Raw genomic sequence first — 25,012 nt, 5'->3', positions numbered from 1 at the left:
TCAGAACTCAAGGAAAAGGTCGAACAGACTCGCTACTCAGCGTACGTCGCCGTCGCCCACTCGCTCGCCGGGGGCAATCCGCACCCCGCGCGCCCAGTCCGCGCCGCGCATCGGCTTCTTGCCCTGCGGCTGGACCCAGAGCAGCTCCACGGCGTGCGAGCCGGACCCCACGTACACATTGTTCTTGGCGGCGGACAGCTCACCGGGCGCGAGATCCGTGCGGTCCGTGACGAGCGCCGCCTGGATGATCTTCAGCCGCTCGCCGCGGAAGACGGTCCACGCCCCGGGCGCGGGCGTGCAGCCGCGCACCACGCGGTCGACACGGAGCGCGGGCGCCGCCCAGTCCACCTGCGCGTCCTCGACGGTGATCTTCGGGGCGAGGGTGACGCCGTCGGCGGGCTGCGGCACCGCCTTCAGGCTGCCGTCCTCGATGCCGTCCATGGTCGCGACGAGCAGCCCCGAACCCGCGAAGGCCAGCCTGGTCAGCAGATCCCCGCTGGTGTCGGTCGAGCGGACCTCCTCGGTGACCGTCCCGTACACCGGCCCCGAGTCGAGCCCCTGCTCGATCAGGAAGGTGGAGGCGCCGGTGATCGCGTCACCCGCCATGACCGCGTGCTGCACGGGCGCGGCACCGCGCCAGGCGGGCAGCAGCGAGAAGTGCAGATTGACCCAGCCATGCGCCGGTACGTCGAGGGCGACCTTGGGAAGCAGCGCGCCGTACGCGACGACGGGGCAGCAGTCGGGCCCGATCTCCCGCAGCCGCGCCAGGAACTCCTCGTCCCGCGGCTTCGCGGGCTTGAGCACCTCGATGCCCGCCTCCTCCGCGCGCTCGGCGACCGGGCTCGCGACGAGCCTGCGGCCACGGCCCGCGGGCGCGTCGGGGCGGGTGACGACGGCGGCCACCTCGTGCCGGTCGGAGGCGATCAGGGCGTCCAGCGCGGGGACGGCGACCTCGGGGGTGCCTGCGAAGACGAGCTTCACTGGGGGGTACCTCGGATCTCTGGTGGGCGGCGACGGCGGTCTGCGGCGGCTGCCGACGACGGTCCACTTCGACTGCGTCGGGCGGCCGCCACGGCAGCGCACCAGTCTATGGGCCACTCTCCGACCCCGCTCAGGACGGTCTTCCCGATGCCTCTCCCGGACCGCCTCGGGGGCGTACGAACTTCCGCGCGCCCTGTGCATATGCGCATACGCCCCTGCACCGTGACCCCACACGAACTAGCGCGTTGGTCAAGAAAGAGTTGACCACAATGGGCCGCGGTTGCGGCCCGATCCTTTTCAACGCCGGTTCGAGAGGCTTGTTCATGGCCGACCACGCAACCCACGACGCCCAGGCACGGGCCAGCCTGCACCTCCTGGTGCGGGACATCGAGCGGGTCCGCCGGCAGGTGGACGCACTGCGTACGCTCACCGCCCAGCTCGGTAACGTCTACCGCCCGCGCCGCTCCAGCCCGTCCGCGGGCTTCGTCGTGTACGGGCGGGCCCCCGCCCCGACCGTCCGTCTCGCCCAGGAACTGCGGGACAGCGTCGAGACACTGGTCACCGCGGCGGTGGACTTCGACCGCTCGCTCGGGTTCTCGTGGGACGCGGTGGGCTCGGCCCTCGGGGTCACCAAGCAGGCGGTGCACCGCCGATACGGCGCACGCCGCGCCACCACCCAGGCGGCGGCCGATGCGGAGCGCGCCACGGAAACCGCACCGCCCGCCACCCGCCCGGTCCCGGTCGGCGCCCCCCTGCCGTCCGTCCCCGCGGCCCGCGCCATGCCCACCCAGCCGACAGCGGGGAGCCCCGCCCTCCGCGAGGACCCAAGGCCAAGCGCCTTCCCCGGCCCCCGCAACGGCTAACCCACCCGCACCCCACAACCGCCCCCTGCCACCCTGCTTGCCATGGGTCAGGGGGCGGTTGTGTGTGTGTGGGGGGGGTGGGCAGGTGTGCACGCTCACGTGCGCGAGGGCTGTACGTCCGGGCGTACGCCCCCTCCCCCGTCCTCAGCCGATGTCCAACGGATCCACCCGAATCCGCACCGCCTCAGCCGCACCCCCGGCCTCACGCGCCCCCCTGCCACCTCCAGCGCCTCCGGCTCCGGCACCCCTGCCACTCCCCGCCCCCCTGGCGCCCCGCGCCATCCGCGCGGCCTGCGCCGCCTTGAGTGAAGCGGCGAGCGCGGCGCCGCTCCCCGGCGGAACCCGGACCAGGACGCGCTCCCACTGCTCACCGGGCGGCGCGGCCCCGGGCCTGCGCGAGGGCCCGGGCGCCGCCTCCGCCACCGGGACGGGCCCCAACACCACGGCGTCCGGCGGAAGTTCGGCCCCGGCGAGGAACCCGGAGAGCGCCTCCGCGGTCCCCGACACCGCCGCCATCCGCGACACGGGAGGAAAGTTCAGCTCGGCCCGCTCGGCGAGCTCACGCACCGCGTGCCCCACGGGATCCCACCGCACCAGGGCCTGCACGGGCCGCAGCGTCGGCTCGGCGACGACCACGACCGTGCCGCCCGCGCCCTGCGGACGGACGAGCGAGGCAGCCCCGATCCACCGCCGCAAGGCGTCCTCACCGGCGCGCAGGTCGGGCCGCCCGAGCATGGCCCACCCGTCGAGCAGCAGGGCGGCCGCGTAGCCCCCCTCGGCGACGGGCTCGGCCCCCGGCGTGCTCACCACCAGCGCGGGCGCCCCCGGCACGGTGTCGAGCACCTGCTCGCGCCCCGACGTCCGCACCGGCACGGCGGGAAACGCCCGCCCCAGCTCCTCGGCGGTCCGCCGCGCCCCGACGACCTGCGCGCGCAGCCGGAACCCGCCGCACGCACCGCAGTGCCAGGCGGCCTCGTCCCGCCCGCACCACCCGCAGCACAGCGCGCCGGTACTCTCCCGCGCCTCCAGCGGCCCGGCACAGTGCCTGCACCGCGCGGGCTCACGGCACCGCTCGCAGGCGAGCCGGGGCACATAGCCGCGCCGCGGCACCTGCACGAGCACGGGCCCGTGCTTCAGCCCTTCCCGTACGACCTGCCAGGCCAGCGTCGGCAGCCGCGCGGCCCGCGCCGCCTCGTCCCGCGCGAGATCCCCGTCCCCCACGGTGCGCACCAGCGGCGCCGCCCCCCGCACCTGCTCACGCTCGGCGACGAGCGGCGCGGCCCAGCCGCTCTCCACGAGCTGGGCGGCCTCGACGGTACAACTCCAACTCCCCAGCAAGAACCCGCACTTGTCCCGCGAGGCCCGCAGTTCGAGCACCTCCCGCACATGCGGAAAGGGCGCGTGGTCGTCGCTGTGGCTGGAGTCCCCGTCGTCCCAGATGACGACGAGCCCCAGGTCCCGCACGGGCGCGAACATGGCGGCCCGCGTCCCGACGACGGCCCGCACTGCCCCGCGCCGCACCGCGAGCCACTCCCCGTACCGCTTCTCCTGCCCGGCGTCGGCGGTCAGCACCGCATGCTGTCCCTCGCCGAGCAGCTCGGTGAGCGCGGCGTCCACGCGCGCGGCGGGCCGCCCGGTCGGCACGACGACGAGCGCGCCCCGCCCCGAGGCGAGCGTGGCCTGCACGGCACGCGCGATCTCCTGAGCCCACTCCGGCCCCGGCAGCGCGGTCCACACGGCCCGCGGCGCACCCCCCGAAGCCAACGCCCCCAGAAACTCGGCCCCATGCCCATACCGGCGCCAACTCCCCGCGTCCGGCACGGCAGGAGGCGCCGGCGGCTCCCCCGACGCACGCGCCTCGGCCCGCGCATGCCGAGGCGGAACGGCCAACTGCAGCACATCCGCAAGGCTCCCGGCATACCGATCGGCAACAGCCCGGGCCAGCTCGAGCAACCCCGAGTCCAACACCGGCTCAGGGGACACCACCTGGGCAAGAGCCGCCAACGGCCCGCTGTACTCACTCTCCGCGCACCGCTCGACGATGAACCCGTCGATCAGCCCGCCCCCCTCACGCCGCCCTTCCCGCACATTCCGCGCCCCGGCCCCGAACCGCACCCGAACCCGCACCCCGGGCTGCGCCGCCGCATCCAACTCCTCGGGCACCGCATAGTCGAAATACCGATCCAGATGCAGCACCCCCTTGTCGACAAGCACCCGCGCAACCGGCAACTCCTTGGCCACAGCGGCCCCCCGCCACGTCCGCGGCTTGGCCCGCGGCACCTTGGCCTTGCGCACACTGTCCCGAATCAGCGCGAGCTGCTCAGGTGGCGCGACCTCCGCACCACCGTTCTCCTGCTCGTTCTCGCTGCTCACAGCTGCATTCCTACCAGACCGCACTGACACCGCCGCGGGTCCATGATCAGCCCCTGCACCCGCGACGATGGCCGATATCGCTTTCTGGACACCCTCCCCCCGGTCGGATTCGCTCCGGATGAGGAAACGGGAAACCCCACTATCCACCTTGCTCGGCCCCATCGGCTGCCGCACGCTGATGCGCGGCGCTCACCGACCGTTGGCCGGGGGTGACGGAGGTTGCAGTGCTGGAGACATCGATCGACTTCGGGCAGGAGCTGCGCGCAAGGCGCCTGGCCGCCGGGCTCTCCCTCGTACAGCTCGGGCAGCGTGTGCACTACAGCAAGAGTCAGCTCAGCAAGGTGGAGCGTGGCATCAAGCGGCCGACCACCGAGCTGGCCCGGCTGTGCGACGCGCAGCTGGATGCCGGGGGTGCCCTCACCCGACTCGTGCCCGCCCACCGTTCGCCTTCGCCACTCCCCGACCCCGGTCACAACGATGAGGTGTGGTTAATGCATCTGAGCAAGGACGGATCCAGCTCATTCCAGACCGTGACACGACGCAGCGTCATCGCCGCCGGGGCCTCGGCGCTGACCATGCGTGTCGGCGAAGTGCTCCCCCAGCCGTCGTTCGACGAAGGAGCGTCGACAGCAGTGGATGCCTCACGTCTGCTCTTCGACCAGTTCCGTCGCCTGGGGCAAGCCTCAGGCCCGGGCAGTGTGCTCCCTCCGCTGATCGCGCAGACGCACAGCCTGGAGCAGATGGCCGTTCGCGCCGACTTCCGTACGCGGCGCGAGCTTCTCCTGCTCGCCTCGCGCTACGCCGAGTACACGGGATGGATGGCTCAGGAATGCGGCGACGACGCGGCAGCCCTCTGGTGGACCGAGCGCGCGGTCCAGCTGGCGGAGGCCGGCGCGGACAAAGGGCTCGCGGCCTACGCATACGTCCGGCATTCGCTGATCAGCCTGTACCGCGGAGACGTCTCCCACGCTCTCCAACTCGCTTCGCGTGCTCTTGAGAGCGACGCGCCCTTGCGCGTCCGTGGATTGGCTGCTCAACATCTCGCACAGAGCGCAGCAGTCGACGGGGACTACAACACGTGCATGCGCAGTCTCGACCAAGCGCGCGAACTCCTCGCTCGGGACGCGGCCGAACCTGACCGGCCCGTGCTCGGCGCCTCCCATGTGCCGGACGTGGTCTCGATGTTCAGAGGCTGGTGCATGTACGACCTCGGTCACCCGCGCCAGGCCGCCGCGATGCTCGGCGTGGAGACGGAGCAGATTCCCCAGCACGCCTTCCGGACGCGAGCACGTTACGGCGTTCGGCAGGCGCTGGCTCACGCCGCCGCAGGCGAGATCGAGCAGGCCTGCGAGGTGACCAAGGAGATTCTTCCTTCAGTGCGGCTCACCCACTCCGCGACGATCGCCGCCGACCTCCGTCGGCTGTCCCACACGTTGGGGCGTCACTCCCGCAACGCCGCTGTGCGCACCCTTGCCCCGGACCTCACAGCCGTCGTCGTACGCACCACAGCTTCCTAGAGAGGACTCAGACGTGCACGAGATCTTCATCAACTACCGTACGCAGGGCGGCAAAGAGGTCGGGTACATGTGTGACGCCGTGCTGTCGGCCAGGTTTGGCACCAAGAGTGTGTTCCTTGCCAAGAAGTCCCTGGAACCCGGCCGCAAGTACGCAGAGGACATCATCGAAGCCGTACACCGCTGTCACGTTCTGCTCGCGTTGATCGACGAACACTGGCTCGACGCGCCCGATCTGCGCCGCCCCGGCAGAAGGGCCCTCGACAACCCCCAGGACTGGGTCCGACGAGAGATCGAGGAAGCCCTCGACTCCGGCGTGCTGGTGGTTCCGCTCTTCATCGGCCGGCGAGTGGAACAGCTCGATCCGAATCGCCTCCCCAAGCCGTTGGCGGAATTGGCGGAGCACCAGTACGCGCGCGTCGAGTTGCACAGCAAGGACACCGACCTGGCCCGGCTCGGTGACCGTCTGGCGCGTCAGGTCCCCGAACTCGCGAGGCTCGACAGCCAGGGGCAACCGGACGCACCAGCGGATCCCGCGCCGGAACCGAGCACCCGCATGGACCACCAAAGCGGGGGGATCGGGCAGGTCGGTGGCTCCGTGGGGAGCTTCGTGAACGAGGCCCACGGACCGCTGCACACCGGAAGCGGCAACCAGTACGACGGCCCTCACATCAGCGGCGACGGCACCAACTACATCGCCGGGGACAACAGTGGCGCGATACGGCAGCGCTTCGGATCGAACCGCCCGCAGAAGGATGACGAGCGGTGAATGAGTTCGGGGGCTCGTACGTCCACGAGGCCCGGAGTGCTGTGCACAGCGGTGAGGGGCCGCAGTACAACTTCTATCTCCAGGCCGCCGCGTCCCGGCTGCGGGAGCAGGCCAGCAGGCGCCCACTGGTGATCGCGCAGGCCGACCGTGAACATCTCCACCGTCGGTTCGTACCTCCTCCTCGCCTGCAGCAAGCGCGGCAGCTGCTGCGCAATTCATGCACGGTCCTGATCGACGGGCTCCCGGGCAGCGGTCGACGCACTGCGGCCTTGATACTGCTCCACGAACTCTCCGATACCGCGGGGAGTTTCCACGAACTCCCGGACACCTCCGACGACAGGACTGCGTCGCCACTCGACGTACGCGACATCAACCGCGGAGACCGACTGCTGCTCGACCTGTCCGAGGTGGAGGAGTCCCGATATCTGGGGATCCAGGAAGCGTTCTCCGACTTCCGCAGCCACCTTGTCGGGCAGGGGGCCCATCTCGTGGTGGTACTCCCCCATCACCTCGGCTATCTCCTCCGGGGCGACCTGCGCCATCTCACCGTGGACATGGGCCGCCCCTCGGCGAAGAGAGTGTTCGTCCGCCATCTGCGCCAGGAGAACATCTTGCCCCCGGCGGCCGAGCTGGGCGGTCCGGAATTGGCCGCTCACTTGGCCCGGGCACCGCTGCGCGACGTGGCGGACCTGGCCGACCGCATCAGGCGCTGTCGGGACGGTGCGGGAGCGGACCAGGGTTTCCCTCACTGGCTCTCCGATTCTCTGGCCGGCGCCGCGGATCACACTGCGCGGGTGGCCGCGGACATCTCGGCGGAACAGAACGGTCGCAGGAAGGCGCTGCTGCTCTCTCTCGCGATGTTCCATGGCACCGCTCCGGGCAAGGTCCTCCACGCAGCGAACAGCCTCCTGACCGTGCTCGGTCACCCACCGGACACCACTCCGCGACTGGAGCACAGCGACCTCCACGCGGAGCTCTCAGAGATCGGCGCCGAGACTCTGCCGGACGGCCGCGTCCAGTTCCGTATCCAGGGGTACGACCAGGCCGTCCGTAATCACTTCTGGACGTATCTGCCCGACATCCGCCGACAGCTGCGGGATTGGTTCAGCACCTGTCGCATGCAGACCGGAGCCGAGCCGTCGGAGCACAGCGAGGCGGTCGCCAGGTTCGCCGAGCAGGTCTTGCGCAGCAATCGTCCCGAAGACCTGACGTGGCTGGCAAAGCAGTGGACACTCCACACCGCTCGGGCCGATCTGCTGCCGGATGCCTCGCAGGTACTCGCTCTCGGCCTTGCGGACGACCAACACGGCCGGTTCTTCCGCCAGCAGATCTATGACTGGTCGATGGACACGGCGACGACTCACGGTTTACGACGGGTTCTCGTCCTGGTGTGTTCCGAGGCCATGGCACGCTCGCACCCGGATCAAGCGCTGGTTCGCCTGCACCACCTGGCCCGACGAACCTCGGGATCGGTGGGAATGGCTGCCCGGCAGGCGGTGCTCGACCTGGCCCGAACCGACAATCGGCTCTATCGGCGGATGCTGGACCGTCTGAGCACAGGGATCACGCAAGGCCAATGGGACGCCGATTTCGACCTGTTCCTGACCCTCGCCGATCCGGTTCGTCTCATCCGATCCCACAGCGTGAGCGGCAGCCTGGTCCTGGGCTGGACCGGGATCCTCAGCCGCCCTGTCGCCTACTGGACCACTCCAACCGTCTATTGGCTCAATGCTTGCCGCGATATCCGCCACCGTGATGCGGCGCTGGACATTCTGGTCGCGGCATCGGCAACCGACGTCCGTACGTCGGGCCGCCTGTATCGCGTCGCTCTCGACTGGGTGCGTGCCGATGCGGGCGACACGGCCAGGCGCGAGCAGACCGTCTCCGACCTGCTCCTGAAGATCAATGCCGCTCAGGGCATCGAGCCCTACAAGCACGCCGTCTGACACCGAATCCGGGGGGCCACCATGAGTTCTGGTCAGAAGACCATGACCGCCTTCGTCACCGTCATTCTCGGACTGATCCTCGTCATACTCGGTTTGAGCACCACCTGGCCACTATGGGCCTGGCCTGCCATGGCCGCGCTGCTCCTCGTCATCGCGGTGGTGACGAACAGGATCCTCGGTCAGGGACCGGACACCTCCGCCCAGTTCTTCCTTCCGGATCCCGACGAGCCTCTGCCGACGCCACAGCGTCAGGAGCAACGCGTCGCGTATGTCGCACTCCCCAGCTCCGTCGCGGACTACGACTTCTCCTTCTCCGCCACGGTCCGCTGGACGTTCTTGGACGCGCCGGACGACGCCCCGTACATCAATCCCGCGGGGCTGGCGATCGATGCCGTGCTTCAGCGCGCACGGGCGGTGACAGCTCAACAGCCACCCCACCAAGCCGCGTTCGTGCAGCATCAGCTCGACGGGGCGCTGGGCACGATGCGGGCCGACGCGACCGGGCGCATCCTCGCCATGGCCCAGGACGTCTCGCTCGATCTCCCGGACATCGACCGCGAGCGCCTGACCAAACTCTCCAACGTCCGGAAGGACGAGGACGTTTGGGAGCATGAACGCAACTACGAGCGGAGTAAGCGCGCCTATCTGGGCGATGACGTCCTCAAGGACCCCGGAAGCGCTGTGGTGTGGTGGCTCGCCCGGAACGACGACAAGGTCGAAGGGGCAGTCGATCGCATCGGACTCCTGGCCCGGTTGTCCGCCGCAGCCAACAACGAACGTGTCGCGCCCGCTTTCGAACACCTGGTGACCCCGACGATGCCGGCGTTCGTCTCTTCCGTTCAGGAAGGTGGCTACCGTTCAACACCCACGTGGGAACCGTCGCCCGACATCGGTTTGTCGGCGCTGCCCGACGACGAGGCACAGGATTCGCCGCTCGACTCCCTGTTGTCCTGGTTCGGCTTCTCCGCCGACGACGAAGACCTGGAGCTGTTCGCCAAGAGGTTCATCGACCTGGCGCGGGCTCACGGCAAAACAGACGTCATCGACGAGGTGAGGCGGCGCTTCCAGTCCTCCCAGCCCAACGGCGATGAGTCAGCACCACCGGACCACACCCTGTGATACGGCAAAGCCCGGCCCTCCCAAGGGGAGAGCCGGGCCCGAGGCCGGAAGCGGAGACTTACAGCCCCGCAGCCTTCCGCAACGCCTCCACCCGATCCGTCCGCTCCCACGTGAAGTCGGGAATCGCGCGGCCGAAGTGGCCGTACGCGGCGGTCTGCGAGTAGATGGGGCGGAGCAGGTCGAGGTCGCGGATGATCGCGGCGGGGCGGAGGTCGAAGACCTCGCTGATGGCCGTCTCGATCTTGTCCGTGTCGATCGTGGCGGTGCCGAAGGTCTCGACGAAGAGACCGACGGGCTCGGCCTTGCCGATCGCGTAGGCGACCTGGACCTCGCAGCGGGCCGCGAGGCCCGCCGCGACGACGTTCTTGGCGACCCAGCGCATCGCGTACGCCGCGGAGCGGTCGACCTTGGACGGGTCCTTGCCGGAGAAGGCGCCGCCGCCGTGGCGGGCCATGCCGCCGTAGGTGTCGATGATGATCTTGCGGCCGGTCAGGCCCGCGTCGCCCATCGGGCCGCCGATCTCGAAGCGGCCGGTGGGGTTGACCAGGAGGCGGTAGCCCTCGGTCTCCAGCTTGATGCCGTCCTCGAGGAGGGCCTTCAGCTCGGGCTCGACCACGAACTCCCGGATGTCGGGGGCCAGGAGCGAGTCCAGGTCGATGTCCGAGGCGTGCTGGGAGGACACGACGACCGTGTCGAGGCGGACGGCCTTGTCGCCGTCGTACTCGATGGTGACCTGGGTCTTGCCGTCGGGGCGCAGGTAGGGGATCGTGCCGTTCTTGCGGACCTCGGAGAGGCGGCGCGAGAGGCGGTGCGCGAGGTGGATCGGGAGCGGCATCAGCTCCGGGGTCTCGTCGCAGGCGTAGCCGAACATCAGGCCCTGGTCGCCCGCGCCCTGCTTGTCGAGCTCGTCCTCGTCGCCCTCGACACGCTTCTCGTACGCCGTGTCGACGCCCTGCGCGATGTCGGGGGACTGCGAGCCGATGGACACCGAGACGCCGCAGGAGGCGCCGTCGAAGCCCTTCTTCGAGGAGTCGTAACCGATCTCGAGGATCTTCTCGCGCACGAGCTGCGCGATCGGCGCGTACGCCTTCGTCGTGACCTCGCCGGCCACGTGGACCAGGCCGGTGGTGATCAGCGTTTCCACGGCGACCCGGGACGTCGGGTCCTCTCGCAGAAGCGCGTCGAGAATGGTGTCGCTGATCTGGTCAGCGATCTTGTCGGGGTGACCCTCGGTCACAGACTCCGAGGTAAAGAGGCGCCGGGACACATCGCTCCCTGTGGTTGCAGCGGCTGCTGGCTGATCATTGGTGGACGGGCCGAGAGCTGCGCTCGGCGTCGTCCGTGACCAGTTTATCGGTCACACTCGTCCGCCGGACCACATGTCTCGCCACTTGGGAGCCCTGTGACCTGCGGCACTAGCATTGTGCGGTACGACGATCAGTCCCCGCCAGGGTGCCTCTCGTCCGTTTTTCCCGGATTTGAGGCGCCCGGTGGGGCGAAAATGACATTCAGCCTTGGCGATGGAGACCACGTCAAGACATACGTCGGAATGTGGCCAAGTTCCGCCGAGAGGCGAAAGAAATGAAAGAGATGGGACAGAGAGGCGGGGAGGACGGGGTTCGGCGCCCCCGAGCCCCCCGCTCGTCTCATCAGGTGAGACGAGCGGCCACCAAGTCCCACACCGTGTCCGCGAGCGCCTCCTTCGGACCGTACGGCACCGGGGTCTCGCTCCCGTCGGCTCCGAGCACCACGGCCTCGTTCTCCTCGGATCCGAAGGTCTTGCGCTCCCCGACCTCGTTCACGACGAGAAGGTCGCACCCCTTGCGTTCGAGCTTGGCCCGGCCGTTGGCGAGAACGTCGTCCGTCTCGGCGGCGAAGCCGACGATCACCTGACCGGGGCGCGGCCGGCCCCCCGAGATCTCCGCGAGGATGTCCGGATTGCGGACGAGCGCGATGGGCGCGGGCTCCTGGCCGTCCTTCTTCTTGATCTTTCCCGTCGCATACGTCTCCGGTCGGAAATCGGCGACGGCGGCCGCCATCACGACGGCGTCGGCGTCGGCCGCTGCCTTCAGGACGGCCTCGCGCAGCTGCACGGCGGTGCCGACGGGCACGACGTCCACACCGGCCGGGTCGGGCAGCGCCGCGTTCGCCGCGACGAGTGTGACGCGGGCACCACGCGCCGCGGCGCTGCGGGCCAGCGCGTAGCCCTGCTTGCCGGAGGAGCGGTTGCCGAGGAAGCGGACCGGGTCGAGCGGCTCGCGGGTGCCGCCCGCGCTCACGACGACATGGCGCCCCGCGAGGTCCTGCGCGAGATCGCCGCGCGCGAGGACACGGCGTACGACCTCGAAGAGCTCGACCGGGTCGGGGAAGCGGCCCTTGCCGGTGTCGACGCCGGTGAGGCGGCCGACGGCGGGCTCGACGACCAGGGCGCCGCGGCGGCGCAGCGTGGCGACGTTCTCCTGGGTGGCCGGGTGCTCCCACATCTCCGTGTGCATGGCCGGGGCGAAGACGACCGGACAGCGGGCGGTCAGGAGCGTGTTGGTGAGCAGGTCGTCGGCCAGGCCGTGGGCCGCCTTGGCGAGCATGTCGGCGGTGGCGGGGGCGACGATCACCAGGTCGGCGTGCTGTCCGATGCGGACGTGCGGCACCTCGTGGACGTCGGACCAGACCTCGGTGGAGACCGGGTTGCCGGAGAGCGCGGACCAGGTGGCCGCGCCGACGAAGTGGAGCGCCGATTCGGTCGGTACGACGCGTACGTCGTGGCCCGACTCGGTGAGGCGCCGCAGCAGCTCGCACGCCTTGTAGGCGGCGATGCCACCGCTGACCCCCAGGACTACCTTCGGCTTCTCGGCCACTGCTTCTGTCTCCCCGCGCTCGTCTCCGCACTCGGCTGCACCCGAGTATGCGTACTACTCCATGACACACCACAGGCCCGGCAGCCGTGCTGCCGGGCCTGTGGTGAAGGGTACGAACCGCTTACTGAGCCGGGCCCTCGATGGCCTCGGAGGTCAGCAGGCCGGCGTTGATCTCGCGGAGCGCGATCGACAGGGGCTTCTCGTGGACGTGCGTGTCCACCAGCGGGCCGACGTACTCCAGGAGGCCCTCACCGAGCTGCGAGTAGTACGCGTTGATCTGGCGCGCGCGCTTGGCGGCGTAGATCACGAGGCTGTACTTCGAGTCGGTGGCTTCGAGCAGCTCATCAATCGGCGGGTTGATGATGCCCTCGGGCGCGGTGATGGAAGAGGACACTCTCTGCCTTCCGATGGGGATTGAAGATCAAACTTAGGTGAAGATCAAAGAACCTTCATCAAGGCTAGCAGCTCACGGGCCACGTCCTCGACGGAGGTGTTGACCAGGGTCGTATCGAACTCGGCCTCCGCGGCGAGCTCGACCTTGGCGGCAGCGAGCCTGCGCTCGATGACCTCGGGCGCCTCGGTCCCGCGGCCGGTGAGCCGACGGACCAGCTCGTCCCAGCTCGGCGGGGCGAGGAAGACCAGCTGCGCCTCGGGCATCGACTCGCGCACCAGGCGCGCACCCTGCAGATCGATCTCCAGGAGGACGGGCTCGCCCGCCTCGAGGCGGTCGAGCACCGCGCGACGCGGGGTGCCGTAGCGATTGCCCGCGAACTCGGCCCACTCCAGCAGCTCGCCGTTGGCGATCAGCTTGTCCATCTCGTCGTCGGAGACGAAGAAGTACTGGACGCCGTGCTTCTCACCGGGGCGCGGCTTGCGAGTGGTGGCCGAGACGGAGAGCCAGACCTCGGGGTGTTCCTTGCGCATATGGGCGACGACCGTGCTCTTGCCGACCCCAGAGGGGCCGGAGAGCACGGTCAGCCGCGGACGTTCACTCATGCAGCGATTATCCAGGTTCTCAGGAGTGCCTGAGAACGTCAGGCGGCGCCACCGCCGAACTCACGCTCAAGTGACGCGATCTGGTTGGAGCCGAGACCGCGCACACGGCGGCTCTCGGAGATGCCAAGACGCTCCATGATCTGCTTGGCGCGGACCTTGCCCACGCCCGGCAGGGACTCCAGGAGGGCGGAGACCTTCATCTTGCCGATGACGTCGTTCTCCTGGCCCTGCTTGATGACCTCGTGAAGGGAGGCGCCGGAGTGCTTGAGTCGATTCTTGACCTCGGCCCGCTCCCGGCGAGCCGCGGCGGCCTTTTCGAGCGCGGCTGCGCGCTGTTCAGGGGTAAGGGGCGGAAGAGCCACGCCTACGTCACCTCGGATGTCGAACTGTCGGATACGGACCGGTGAGGAACCTAGTCGCCCCACACCTGGGGAGCAACGTGCAACGCGCTTGCCCGTTGTCCCCCACTACCTCGAAGGGTGTGGGAGGTGCCCCCACTCGTCGGAGACTAGCGGCCATGGCCGCTGGAGTCAGCGAGAACAGACGAAAAGTCCTGGTCAGCCTCTGTCGAGCCGTACATATCGGGCATTTCGCCTCGGATTTGGCCTGGTGAGCCATCAACGGACCATCAACGGACGACATGCGTACGACCTGCCGCGTCGTCCGAAGCCGCAGAATCTGCTCCGCGGCGGCTCCGGAGAAACGCGAAACGGTTCCGGAGGAACCCGACATCCGTGCCGCGGCAACGCGAGAACGCCGCTGCCCCGGTTCCGGAAGTCCGGAACCGGGGCAGCGGGCACATGCGTCACACGGCGGCGCCCCGCGTCAGGCGGCGGCCACCGCCTGACGGATCTCCTCCGCGAAGCGCTCGGCGGACTCGCGCAGCGCGGCGGCGTCGGGGCCGTACCGCAGCACACCACGGCTGACGTTCGGCACGACGTCGCGCACCGCGGCGCCGAAGACGCCCGGCAGATCGGCGGGGGTGGCTCCCTGTGCCCCGATGCCGGGGGCGAGCAGCGGGCCGTTGATCGCCAGGTCGTACGAGGACAGGTCGCCCAGCGTGGCCCCGACGACCGCTCCGAAGGACCCCAGGGGCGCCGCTCCCGCGTTCTCGGCGGCGAGGTGCCCGAGGACCGTGGCGCCGACCGTACGGCCGTCCTCGCGCACCGCGTGCTGCACCTCGGCGCCCTCGGGGTTGGAGGTGAGCGCGAGCACGAAGAGCCCGGCGCCGTTCTCGCGTGCCAGGTCGACGGCCGGCTTCAGGGACCCGTATCCGAGGTAGGGCGAGACGGTCAGGGCGTCGCTGAACAGCGGCGAGTCCTTGTGCAGGAAGGTCTCGGCGTACGCGGCCATGGTCGAGCCGATGTCGCCGCGCTTGGCGTCCATGACGACCAGGGCGCCCGCCGCCCGCAGCTCCTCGACCGCCTTCTCCAGTACCGCGATGCCGCGCGAGCCGAAGCGCTCGAAGAACGCGCTCTGCGGCTTGAACACGGCGACGGTGCCCGCGAGCGCGTCGACGACGGTCCGGGTGAACCGCTCCAGGCCCGCGATGTCGTCGTTCAGGCCCCACGCGGACAGCAGCGAGGCGTGCGGGTCGATGCCGACGCAGAGCGGGCCGCGCGTGTCCATGGCGTGGCGCAGGCGGGTGCCGAAGGGTTCCAGGGCGCTCATGCGGGCTTCCTCACGTCGGCGCCGACGGCGTCGGCGAGGGTGGCGTACGGGCTGGTGCGCAGGCGTGCGGCGAGGCCCTTGTGGATCGCGCGGCCCCAGAAGGGTCCTTCGTAGATGAAGGCGCTGTAGCCCTGGATCAGGGTGGCACCCGCGAGGATGCGCTGCCAGGCGTCCTCGGCGTTCTCGATGCCGCCGACGCCCACGAGCGTGATGCGGTCGCCCACGCGCGCGTAGAGGCGGCGCAGGACCTCCAGGGAGCGCTCCTTGAGCGGAGCGCCGGACAGTCCGCCGGTCTCTCCGTAGAGGGAGGGTTCGGAATGCAGACCGAGTCCCTCGCGCGCGATGGTGGTGTTCGTGGCGATGATGCCGTCCAGGCCGAGTTCGACGGCGAGGTCCGCGACGGCGTCGACGTCCTCGTCCGCGAGGTCGGGGGCGATCTTGACGAGCAGCGGTACGCGGCGGTCGGTGACGCTGCGGTCGGCGGCCTCGCGCACGGCGGTGAGCAGGGGCCGCAGGGACTCGGTGGCCTGGAGGTTGCGCAGGCCGGGGGTGTTCGGGGACGAGACGTTGACCACGAGGTAGTCGGCGTGCCGGGCGAGCCGCTCGGTCGACTTCACGTAGTCGGCGGCGGCCTCCTCCTCGGGCACGACCTTGGTCTTGCCGATGTTCACGCCCACGACGGTCTTGAAGACGGGCGTACGTGAGGCGAGGCGCTCCGCGACGGCCGCCGAGCCCTCGTTGTTGAAGCCCATGCGGTTGATCAGCGCGCGGTCCAGGATCAGGCGGAAGAGCCGCTTCTTGGGGTTGCCGGGCTGCGGCTCGCCGGTGACGGTGCCGATCTCGATGTGGTCGAAGCCGAGCATCGACATGCCGTCGATCGCGACCGCGTTCTTGTCGAAGCCCGCGGCGAGCCCGAAGGGTCCGTGCATCCGCAGGCCGAGGGCCTCGGTGCGCAGTTCCTTGTGGCGGGGCGCAAGGACGGCCGCGACGAAGGTGCGCAGGACCGGGACGCGGGCCGCGAGGCGGATCCAGCGGAAGGCCAGGTAGTGGGCCTGCTCCGGGTCCATGCGCTTGAAGACGAGCTGGAAGAAGAGCTTGTACATGAGTGTCCTCGGGTGTCCTCACCAGAAGGGGGACACCGTGTCCGGTGTCCCCCTTGTGGGCTGCTAGTCGCGGGCCGCGGTCAGGTGTTCCGCGTGTTCCTGGAGCGAACGGACGCCCACGTCCCCGCGGTTGAGCGCGTCGATGCCCTGGACGGCCGCGGCGAGCGCCTGGACCGTGGTCAGGCACGGCACGGAGCGGGCCACGGCGGCCGTACGGATCTCGTAGCCGTCGAGGCGGCCGCCGGTGCCGTAGGGCGTGTTGACGATGAGGTCGACCGCGCCGTCGTGGATCAGCTGGACGATGGTCTTCTCGCCGTCGGGGCCCTCGCCCTCGGACTGCTTGCGCACGACCGTGGCGTTGATGCCGTTGCGCTTGAGCACCTCGGCCGTGCCGGACGTGGCGAGCAACTCGAAGCCGTGGGCGACCAGTTCGCGTGCCGGGAAGATCATCGTGCGCTTGTCGCGGTTGGCGACGGACACGAAGGCGCGGCCCTTGGTCGGCAGCGGACCGTACGCGCCCGCCTGCGACTTGGCGTACGCGGTGCCGAACACCGAGTCGATGCCCATGACTTCACCGGTGGAGCGCATCTCCGGGCCGAGCACGGTGTCGACGCCGCGCCCGTGGATGTCGCGGAAGCGCGACCACGGCATGACGGCTTCCTTGACCGAGATCGGCGCGTCCATCGGCAGCGTGCCGCCGTCGCCGGTCGCGGGCAGCATGCCCTCGGCGCGCAGCTCGGCGATGGTCGTGCCGAGCGAGATGCGCGCGGCGGCCTTGGCGAGCGGCACCGCGGTCGCCTTCGAGGTGAAGGGGACGGTGCGCGAGGCGCGCGGGTTGGCCTCCAGGACGTACAGGATGTCCCCGGCCATCGCGAACTGGATGTTGATGAGTCCGCGCACGCCGACGCCCTTGGCGATGGCCTCCGTGGAGGCGCGCAGGCGCTTGATGTCGTGGCCGCCGAGCGTGATCGGGGGCAGCGCGCACGCCGAGTCGCCGGAGTGGATGCCGGCCTCCTCGATGTGCTCCATGACGCCACCGAGGTAGAGCTCGGTGCCGTCGTAGAGCGCGTCCACGTCGATCTCGATGGCGTCGTCGAGGAAGCGGTCGACGAGGACCGGACGCGAGGGGCTGATCTCGGTCGACTCGTCGATGTACGCGGAGAGGCGGGCCTCGTCGTACACGATCTCCATGCCGCGGCCGCCGAGCACGTACGACGGGCGGACGAGCACGGGGTAGCCGATCTCGTCGGCGATGGCCTTGGCCTCGGAGAAGGTCGTGGCGGTGCCGTGCTTGGGCGCGGGGAGACCGGCCTCGGCGAGCACGCGGCCGAAGGCGCCGCGGTCCTCGGCGGCGTGGATGGCCTCGGGCGAGGTGCCCACGACCGGCACGCCGTTGTCCTTGAGCGCCTGCGAGAGACCCAGCGGGGTCTGGCCGCCGAGCTGGACGATGACGCCCGCGATCGGCCCGGCCTGCGCCTCGGCGTTGACGATCTCCAGGACGTCTTCGAGCGTGAGCGGCTCGAAGTACAGGCGGTCCGAGGTGTCGTAGTCCGTGGAGACGGTCTCGGGGTTGCAGTTGACCATCACGGTCTCGTAGCCCGCGTCGCTCAGCGCGAAGGAGGCGTGGACGCAGGAGTAGTCGAACTCGATGCCCTGGCCGATGCGGTTCGGGCCCGAGCCCAGGATGATCACTGCGGGCTTCTCGCGCCGGGCGACCTCGTTCTCCTCGTCGTACGAGGAGTAGAAGTACGGCGTCTTCGCGGCGAACTCGGCCGCGCAGGTGTCGACCGTCTTGTAGACCGGACGCACGCCGAGCGCGTGGCGCACCTCGCGGACGACGTCCTCGCGCAGGCCGCGGATCTCGGCGATCTGGGCGTCGGAGAAGCCGTGCCGCTTGGCCTCGGCGAGCAGCTCGGGGGCCAGCTTCTCGGCGGCGGCAAGACCGTCCGCGATCTCCTTGATCAGGAAGAGCTGGTCGACGAACCACGGGTCGATCTTCGTGGCGTCGAAGACCTCCTGCGGGGTGGCGCCCGCGCGGATGGCCTGCATGACGGAGTTGATACGGCCGTCGGTGGGCCGGACGGCCTCCGCGAGGAGCTGGTCCTTGTCGCCGGGCTCGCCGACGAACGTGAACTGCGAGCCCTTCTTCTCCAGGGACCGCAGCGCCTTCTGCAGCGCCTCGGTGAAGTTGCGGCCGATCGCCATGGCCTCGCCGACCGACTTCATGGTGGTCGTCAGGGTCGAGTCCGCCGACGGGAACTTCTCGAAGGCGAAGCGCGGGGCCTTGACGACGACGTAGTCGAGCGTCGGCTCGAAGGACGCCGGGGTCTTCTCCGTGATGTCGTTCGGGATCTCGTCCAGCGTGTAGCCGACGGCCAGCTTGGCGGCGATCTTCGCGATCGGGAAGCCGGTGGCCTTGGAGGCGAGCGCGGAGGACCGCGAGACGCGCGGGTTCATCTCGATGACGATGACGCGGCCGTCGTCGGGGTTGACCGCGAACTGGATGTTGCAGCCGCCGGTGTCGACGCCGACCTCGCGGATGATCGCGATGCCGACGTCCCGCAGGATCTGGTACTCGCGGTCGGTCAGCGTCATCGCGGGCGCGACGGTGATCGAGTCGCCGGTGTGCACGCCCATCGGGTCGAAGTTCTCGATGGAGCAGACGACCACGACGTTGTCGTGCTTGTCGCGCATCAGCTCCAGCTCGTACTCCTTCCAGCCGAGGATGGACTCCTCGAGGAGCACCTCGGTGGTCGGCGAGAGCGTCAGGCCCTGGCCCGCGATGCGGCGCAGCTCCTCCTCGTCGTGCGCGAAGCCGGAACCGGCGCCGCCCATGGTGAAGGAGGGACGCACGACGACGGGGTAGCCGCCGAGCTCGTCGACGCCCTTGAGGACGTCGTCCATGGAGTGGCAAATGTACGAGCGGGCGGACTCGCCGTGGCCGATCTTCTTGCGGACCTCTTCGACGACGCCCTTGAAGAGGTCGCGGTCCTCTCCCTTGTTGATGGCCTCGACATTGGCGCCGATGAGCTCGACGCCGTACTGCTCGAGGACGCCCTGCTCGTGCATGGAGATCGCGGTGTTGAGCGCGGTCTGGCCGCCGAGGGTGGGCAGGAGCGCGTCGGGGCGCTCCTTGGCGATGATCTTCTCGACGAACTCCGGGGTGATCGGCTCGACGTACGTGGCGTCGGCGATCTCCGGGTCGGTCATGATCGTCGCCGGGTTGGAGTTGACGAGGATGACGCGCAGGCCCTCGGCCTTGAGGACGCGGCACGCCTGCGTACCGGAGTAGTCGAACTCGGCGGCCTGGCCGATGACGATCGGGCCGGAGCCGATGACCAGGACGGACTGGATATCGGAGCGCTTAGGCACGCTGGCCCTCCATCAGGGATACGAAGCGGTCGAAGAGGTACGCGGCGTCGTGCGGGCCGGCGGCCGCCTCGGGGTGGTACTGGACGGAGAAGGCCGGCTGGTCGAGCAGCTGGAGGCCTTCGACGACGTCGTCGTTCAGGCAGACGTGGGAGACCTCGGCGCGGCCGAAGGGCGTCTCGCTGACCTTGTCGAGCGGCGCGTCCACGGCGAAGCCGTGGTTGTGCGCGGTGACCTCGACCTTGCCGGTGGTGCGGTCCTGCACCGGCTGGTTGATGCCGCGGTGGCCGTACTTCAGCTTGTACGTGCCGAAGCCGAGCGCGCGGCCGAGGATCTGGTTGCCGAAGCAGATGCCGAACAGCGGCGTCTTGCGGCCCAGGACGGCGGTCATCAGCGCGACCGGGCCCTCGGCGGTGGCCGGGTCGCCCGGGCCGTTGGAGAAGAAGACACCGTCGGGGGCGACGGCGTACACGTCCTCCTCGGTGGCGGTGGCGGGCAGCACGTGCACCTCGATGCCGCGCTCGGCCATGCGGTGCGGGGTCATGCCCTTGATGCCGAGGTCGATGGCGGCGACGGTGAAGCGCTTGGTGCCGATCGCGGGGACGACGTACGCCTCCTTGGTGGCGACCTCCTCGTAGAGGCTCGCGCCCTTCATCTGGGGCTGCGCCTGGACGCGGGCGACCAGCTCGGCGTCGGTAGCCAGCGCCTCGCCGGAGAAGACTCCGGAGCGCATCGAGCCGCGCTCGCGCAGGTGGCGGGTGAGGGCGCGGGTGTCGATGCCGGAGATGCCGACGATGCCCTGCTTGACGAGTTCCTCGTCGAGCGAGCGCTTCGCGCGCCAGTTGGAGGGGATGCGGGCGGGGTCACGGACCACATAGCCCGACACCCAGATCCGGCTCGACTCGTCGTCCTCGTCGTTCCAGCCGGTGTTGCCGATCTGCGGGGCGGTGGCGACCACGATCTGACGGTCGTACGAGGGGTCGGTCAGGGTCTCCTGGTAGCCGGTCATGCCGGTGGAGAACACCGCTTCGCCGAAGGTCTCCCCCACGGCCCCGTAGGAGTGACCGCGGAAGATGCGGCCGTCCTCCAGGACGAGTACGGCGGGAGACACCTTTGTCCTCTCCGAGGGGCGCCCCTGATTGGAGGTCGTCATCGTGCGGTGCCTTCCGTAGTGCTGGTGTTGATCATGTTGTTGATGGCCTCGACCCAGTCGGACTGCTCGGCCGCGTGGTCCGAGCGGAATCCGGAGTCGAGCAGCTTGCCGCCGTGCTCCCAGGTGACGATCAGCAGACCGCCCTCCGCGAGGACCTTGCCCGCGATGCCCTTGTCGAGGCGGGCCTCGCGCAGCTGACCGGCCGGGATGAAGAAATCGGCCGCCCCGGGGCGTACGACGTCGAGCCCCGCGTCGGTGAGCGTGAGGTCGACCCGGCTGCGGGTGCCGAGACCGTGCGCCACGATGCGGTCGAGCCACTGCCCCGCGGTCGTCGAGCCGTGGTAGCGGCCGCTCAGCTCAAGTTTCGCCGGGCCCGGCTCGCTCGGCGCGCTGGGGAGCTCGGGCAGATCGCTCTGGAGCGTGCCGCGCCACTTCCAGCCCTCGCGCATGAGCCAGTAGACGAGCGCGATGAAGAGCAGCAGTCCGACGACCCAGCCGATCCGTGCGGCCCAGTCGGTCACGTCCGCCGATTCCTTCTCGGCGGCCAGTTCCAGAAGAGATGTCACGCGAGCTTCCCGTCGACGAGCGTGGCCCGACCCCGGAGCCACGTGTGCGTGACGCGGCCCGGCAGCTCACGGCCCTCGTAGGGAGTGTTGCGGCTGCGCGAGGCGAAGCCCGCGGGGTCCACTGCCCCACGGTAATCGGCATCGACCAGGACGAGGTTCGCGGGCTCACCTGCCGAGACGGGTCGGCCGTGGCCGGTGGCCCCGCCGATCCGGGCGGGCTTGAACGACATCCGGTCGGCGACCGCGGCCCAGGTCAGCAGGCCCGTCTCGACCATCGTCTGCTGGACGACGGAGAGCGCGGTCTCCAGGCCGACCATGCCCATGGCGGCCGCGGCCCACTCGCAGTCCTTGTCCTCGTGCGGGTGCGGGGCGTGGTCGGTGGCGACGATGTCGATGGTGCCGTCGGCGAGCGCCTCGCGCAGGGCCAGCACGTCGCGCTCGGTGCGCAGCGGCGGGTTGACCTTGTAGACGGGGTTGTACGAGCGGACGAGCTCGTCGGTGAGGAGGAGGTGGTGCGGGGTGACCTCGGCGGTCACGTCGATGCCGCGGGACTTGGCCCAGCGCACGATCTCGACGGACCCGGCGGTCGACAGGTGGCAGATGTGCACCCGCGAGCCGACGTGCTCGGCGAGCAGCACGTCACGCGCGATGATCGACTCCTCGGCGACGGCGGGCCAGCCGCCGAGGCCCAGCTCGGCGGAGACGACGCCCTCGTTCATCTGGGCGCCCTCGGTGAGCCGCGGCTCCTGCGCGTGCTGCGCGACGACGCCGCCGAAGGCCTTCACGTACTCCAGGGCGCGGCGCATGATCACGGCGTCGTCGACGCACTTGCCGTCGTCGGAGAAGACGGTGACCCCGGCGGCCGACTCGTGCATGGCGCCGAGCTCGGCGAGCTTCTTGCCCTCCAGGCCCACGGTGACGGCGCCGATGGGCTGCACGTCGCAGTAGCCGGACTCCTGGCCGAGCCGGTAGACCTGCTCGACGACGCCCGCGGTGTCGGCGACGGGGAAGGTGTTGGCCATGGCGAATACGGACGTGTAGCCGCCGGAGGCGGCCGCGCGGGTGCCGGTGAGGACGGTCTCGGAGTCCTCGCGGCCCGGCTCGCGCAGATGGGTGTGCAGGTCGACGAGGCCCGGCAGGAGGACCTTGCCGCCGGCCTCGACGACGGTGGCGCCCTCGGCGGAGAGCCCCGTGCCGACGGCCTCGATGGTCTCGCCGTCGATCAGGACGTCCTGCGCCTCGCCGCCGAGCACCTTCGCACCACGGATCAGAATCTTGCTCATGTTTATTACTTCTCCTCGGTACGGGTGTGGGTGACGGCGGGCTCGTTGCCGCCCAGAAGCAGGTAGAGGACGGCCATGCGGATGGAGACGCCGTTGGCGACCTGTTCGACGACCGTGCAGCGGTCGGAGTCGGCGACCTCGGCGGTGATCTCCATGCCGCGGACCATCGGCCCCGGGTGCATCACGATGGCGTGCTCGGGCATCTTCGCCATGCGCTCGCCGTCCAGGCCGTAGCGCCGCGAGTACTCGCGCTCGGTGGGGAAGAACGCGGCGTTCATGCGCTCGCGCTGCACCCGCAGCATCATCACGGCGTCGGACTTCGGCAGCACGCTGTCCAGGTCGTACGAGACCTCGCACGGCCAGTTGCCGACGCCGACCGGCACCAGCGTGGGCGGCGCGACGAGGGTGACCTCGGCGCCGAGGGTGTGCAGCAGGTCGACGTTCGAGCGGGCCACGCGGCTGTGCAGGACGTCGCCGACGAGCGTGATGCGCTTGCCCGCCAGGTCCTTGCCGAGGCCTGCGTCGGGGCCGACCAGGCGGCGGCGCATGGTGAAGGCGTCGAGCAGGGCCTGGGTGGGGTGCTGGTGGGTGCCGTCGCCCGCGTTGATGACGGCGGCGTCGATCCAGCCCGACGTGGCCAGGCGGTAGGGCGCGCCGGACGCGCCGTGGCGGATGACGACGGCGTCGACGCCCATCGCCTCCAGGGTCTGGGCGGTGTCCTTGAGGGACTCGCCCTTGGAGACCGACGAGCCCTTGGCGGCGAAGTTGATGACGTCGGCGGAGAGGCGCTTCTCGGCGGCCTCGAAGGAGATCCGGGTGCGGGTCGAGTCCTCGAAGAAGAGGTTGACCACCGTGCGGCCGCGCAGGGCGGGCAGCTTCTTGATCGGCCGGTCGGCGACCCGGGCCATCTCCTCGGCCGTGTCGAGGATGAGGACGGCGTCGTCGCGGGAGAGGTCGGCGGCCGAGATGAGGTGTCGCATCATCTGGGTGTACTCCGGTGTGTGGAGGTCTGCGGGCACGCGGGCGCGCAGGGGTGTGCCCTGGGCCCGTGGAGGGGGGAAGCCGGTCCTAAGCGGAAGCGGGCTTGGCGCCGAGCAGCACGGCGTCGCGGCCGTCCTCCTCCGCCAGCTGAACCTTGACCGTCTCCCGCAGCGACGTGGGGAGGTTCTTGCCGACGTAGTCGGCACGGATGGGCAGTTCGCGGTGGCCGCGGTCGACGAGGACGGCGAGCTGCACCGCGCGCGGGCGCCCGATGTCGTTCAGCGCGTCGAGGGCGGCACGGATGGTGCGGCCGGAGAAGAGCACGTCGTCGACGAGGACGACCAGGCGGCCGTCGATGCCGTCACCGGGAATCTCGGTGCGGGCCAGCGCACGCGGCGGGTGCATGCGCAGGTCGTCGCGGTACATGGTGATGTCGAGGGAGCCGACCGGGATCTTGCGGCCGGTGATCTCTTCGAGCTTCTCGGCGAGCCGGCGGCCGAGGAAGACGCCGCGGGTCGGAATGCCGAGGAGAACCACGTCGTCGGCGCCCTTGGCGCGTTCGACGATCTCGTGGGCGATACGGGTCAACACCCGTGCGATGTCCGGGCCTTCGAGCACGGGTCGCGCGACGGTGGAGTCTTTTGGGTCCTGCGTGTCCATATGAAACGGACCTCCTTCTCCGCCTCACGGGACGGACTTTAAAGGACGTCGAAATTGCGCCATCCACGGTACCAGTACTGATGACCGGGCACGTCATCACCCTCCACCGAAGGGGCGGTACGGACCATTCGGCTTGACGCAAGCAAGTAACGCTGCGTAACCTCACAGTGAGTTACCAGCCACGCGGCGGAGCCGCAAAATGTTCCAGCGTCCGGGGAGCTATATGTCCAGCGAATACGCCAAGCAGCTCGGGGCCAAGCTCCGCGCGATCCGTACCCAGCAGGGCCTTTCCCTCCACGGTGTCGAGGAAAAGTCCCAGGGACGCTGGAAGGCGGTCGTCGTCGGGTCGTACGAGCGCGGCGACCGTGCCGTGACCGTGCAGCGCCTCGCCGAGTTGGCGGACTTCTACGGCGTTCCCGTGCAGGAGCTCCTCCCGGGCACCGCGCCCGGCGGTGCCGCCGAGCCGCCGCCCAAGCTCGTCCTCGACCTTGAGCGCCTTGCCCACGTCCCGCAGGAGAAGGCGGGCCCCCTGCAGCGCTACGCGGCCACGATCCAGTCGCAGCGCGGCGACTACAACGGCAAGGTGCTGTCGATCCGCCAGGACGACCTGCGCACCCTCGCCGTCATCTACGACCAGTCCCCCTCGGTGCTGACCGAGCAGCTGATCAGCTGGGGCGTCCTGGACGCGGACGCGCGTCGCGCCGTCGCCCACGAAGAGGTCTGAACCCGCTGACACAGACTTCAGCAGAAACGTGCCGCCGGGGGGGGGGGCGCCCGAAAGGCCCCGGCCCCCCCCCGGGGTTTTTTGGT

At 69.9% G+C, this 25,012-nt stretch carries 21 protein-coding genes; 6 read left to right on the top strand and 15 right to left on the bottom strand.

Annotation, left to right across the window (positions count from 1 at the left end; translation table 11 throughout):
* Positions 1-36: 36 nt before the first annotated feature.
* Complete coding sequence (gene fmt / locus ACFWZ2_RS24760; protein WP_384549104.1) at positions 37-981, bottom strand: methionyl-tRNA formyltransferase; 945 nt, start codon at positions 979-981, stop codon at positions 37-39.
* Between the two features lie 323 nt (positions 982-1,304).
* Here fmt and ACFWZ2_RS24755 point away from each other — a divergent pair, with 323 nt between their 5' ends.
* A complete protein-coding gene (locus ACFWZ2_RS24755) occupies positions 1,305-1,844 on the top strand; it encodes a hypothetical protein (protein ID WP_384549103.1) in 540 nt (179 codons plus the stop codon).
* Positions 1,845-1,988: 144 nt separating this feature from the next.
* Here the strand turns inward: ACFWZ2_RS24755 and ACFWZ2_RS24750 are convergent, their stop codons facing one another.
* Entirely contained in the window at positions 1,989-4,217 is a 2,229-nt protein-coding gene (locus ACFWZ2_RS24750) for a primosomal protein N' (RefSeq protein WP_384549101.1), read from the bottom strand.
* A 224-nt stretch (positions 4,218-4,441) separates the two neighbouring features.
* Here ACFWZ2_RS24750 and ACFWZ2_RS24745 point away from each other — a divergent pair, with 224 nt between their 5' ends.
* Genes ACFWZ2_RS24745 through ACFWZ2_RS24730 form a run of 4 tightly spaced genes read left to right on the top strand, consistent with a single transcriptional unit; the run spans position 4,442 to position 9,565 of the window.
* A complete protein-coding gene (locus ACFWZ2_RS24745) occupies positions 4,442-5,734 on the top strand; it encodes a helix-turn-helix domain-containing protein (protein WP_384549099.1) in 1,293 nt (430 codons plus the stop codon).
* A gap of 13 nt (positions 5,735-5,747) precedes the next feature.
* On the top strand, positions 5,748-6,500 hold the full coding sequence (locus ACFWZ2_RS24740; protein ID WP_384549097.1) for a TIR domain-containing protein: 753 nt from the start codon (positions 5,748-5,750) through the stop codon (positions 6,498-6,500).
* Positions 6,497-8,446 carry a hypothetical protein gene (locus ACFWZ2_RS24735; protein ID WP_384549096.1) on the top strand — a complete coding sequence of 650 codons (1,950 nt, stop codon included), beginning with the start codon at positions 6,497-6,499 and terminating at the stop codon, positions 8,444-8,446. Before ACFWZ2_RS24740 ends, ACFWZ2_RS24735 begins: the two co-directional genes overlap by 4 nt.
* Positions 8,447-8,467: 21 nt before the next feature.
* Positions 8,468-9,565 carry a hypothetical protein gene (locus ACFWZ2_RS24730; protein ID WP_384549095.1) on the top strand — a complete coding sequence of 366 codons (1,098 nt, stop codon included), beginning with the start codon at positions 8,468-8,470 and terminating at the stop codon, positions 9,563-9,565.
* A 58-nt stretch (positions 9,566-9,623) separates the two neighbouring features.
* On the opposite strand, the gene metK is transcribed toward ACFWZ2_RS24730, so the two are convergent.
* From metK to pyrR, 13 genes are all read right to left on the bottom strand, one after another.
* Entirely contained in the window at positions 9,624-10,832 is a 1,209-nt protein-coding gene (metK, locus tag ACFWZ2_RS24725; protein ID WP_384549094.1) for a methionine adenosyltransferase, read from the bottom strand.
* A gap of 382 nt (positions 10,833-11,214) precedes the next feature.
* Positions 11,215-12,420, bottom strand: a complete 1,206-nt coding sequence (gene coaBC / locus ACFWZ2_RS24720) for a bifunctional phosphopantothenoylcysteine decarboxylase/phosphopantothenate--cysteine ligase CoaBC (RefSeq protein WP_384549092.1) — start codon at positions 12,418-12,420, stop codon at positions 11,215-11,217.
* 121 nt (positions 12,421-12,541) lie between these two features.
* Entirely contained in the window at positions 12,542-12,814 is a 273-nt protein-coding gene (gene rpoZ, locus ACFWZ2_RS24715; protein WP_005319902.1) for a DNA-directed RNA polymerase subunit omega, read from the bottom strand.
* Positions 12,815-12,858: 44 nt separating this feature from the next.
* Positions 12,859-13,416 (bottom strand): guanylate kinase, encoded by a 558-nt coding sequence (gmk, locus tag ACFWZ2_RS24710; protein ID WP_384549090.1) that lies wholly within the window; start codon positions 13,414-13,416, stop codon positions 12,859-12,861.
* 38 nt (positions 13,417-13,454) lie between these two features.
* Complete coding sequence (locus ACFWZ2_RS24705) at positions 13,455-13,778, bottom strand: integration host factor (RefSeq protein WP_005319887.1); 324 nt, start codon at positions 13,776-13,778, stop codon at positions 13,455-13,457.
* Positions 13,779-14,241: 463 nt separating this feature from the next.
* Positions 14,242-15,087 carry an orotidine-5'-phosphate decarboxylase gene (gene pyrF / locus ACFWZ2_RS24700; RefSeq protein ID WP_384549088.1) on the bottom strand — a complete coding sequence of 282 codons (846 nt, stop codon included), beginning with the start codon at positions 15,085-15,087 and terminating at the stop codon, positions 14,242-14,244.
* Complete coding sequence (locus tag ACFWZ2_RS24695; protein ID WP_384549087.1) at positions 15,084-16,190, bottom strand: quinone-dependent dihydroorotate dehydrogenase; 1,107 nt, start codon at positions 16,188-16,190, stop codon at positions 15,084-15,086. Before ACFWZ2_RS24695 ends, pyrF begins: the two co-directional genes overlap by 4 nt.
* A 63-nt stretch (positions 16,191-16,253) precedes the next feature.
* Complete coding sequence (carB, locus tag ACFWZ2_RS24690) at positions 16,254-19,562, bottom strand: carbamoyl-phosphate synthase large subunit (protein ID WP_384549086.1); 3,309 nt, start codon at positions 19,560-19,562, stop codon at positions 16,254-16,256.
* Positions 19,555-20,712, bottom strand: a complete 1,158-nt coding sequence (gene carA / locus ACFWZ2_RS24685) for a glutamine-hydrolyzing carbamoyl-phosphate synthase small subunit (RefSeq protein WP_384549084.1) — start codon at positions 20,710-20,712, stop codon at positions 19,555-19,557. Before carA ends, carB begins: the two co-directional genes overlap by 8 nt.
* On the bottom strand, positions 20,709-21,278 hold the full coding sequence (locus ACFWZ2_RS24680) for a hypothetical protein (RefSeq protein ID WP_384549083.1): 570 nt from the start codon (positions 21,276-21,278) through the stop codon (positions 20,709-20,711). The genes carA and ACFWZ2_RS24680 overlap by 4 nt, the downstream gene beginning before the upstream one ends.
* Positions 21,275-22,561 carry a dihydroorotase gene (locus ACFWZ2_RS24675; RefSeq protein WP_384549082.1) on the bottom strand — a complete coding sequence of 429 codons (1,287 nt, stop codon included), beginning with the start codon at positions 22,559-22,561 and terminating at the stop codon, positions 21,275-21,277. Before ACFWZ2_RS24675 ends, ACFWZ2_RS24680 begins: the two co-directional genes overlap by 4 nt.
* A gap of 5 nt (positions 22,562-22,566) precedes the next feature.
* Positions 22,567-23,544 carry an aspartate carbamoyltransferase catalytic subunit gene (locus tag ACFWZ2_RS24670; protein WP_384549194.1) on the bottom strand — a complete coding sequence of 326 codons (978 nt, stop codon included), beginning with the start codon at positions 23,542-23,544 and terminating at the stop codon, positions 22,567-22,569.
* Between the two features lie 85 nt (positions 23,545-23,629).
* The gene (gene pyrR / locus ACFWZ2_RS24665) at positions 23,630-24,202 is read right to left on the bottom strand and encodes a bifunctional pyr operon transcriptional regulator/uracil phosphoribosyltransferase PyrR (RefSeq protein WP_384549080.1); all 573 of its coding nucleotides are present in this window, start codon (positions 24,200-24,202) and stop codon (positions 23,630-23,632) included.
* A 223-nt stretch (positions 24,203-24,425) separates the two neighbouring features.
* Here pyrR and bldD point away from each other — a divergent pair, with 223 nt between their 5' ends.
* Complete coding sequence (gene bldD / locus ACFWZ2_RS24660) at positions 24,426-24,926, top strand: transcriptional regulator BldD (protein ID WP_030787240.1); 501 nt, start codon at positions 24,426-24,428, stop codon at positions 24,924-24,926.
* Positions 24,927-25,012 lie beyond the last annotated feature (86 nt).

Source organism: Streptomyces sp. NPDC059002 (assembly GCF_042740435.1).
In the GTDB taxonomy this organism is placed as follows: domain Bacteria; phylum Actinomycetota; class Actinomycetes; order Streptomycetales; family Streptomycetaceae; genus Streptomyces.
This window is presented reverse-complemented; position numbering and strand designations above follow the sequence as displayed.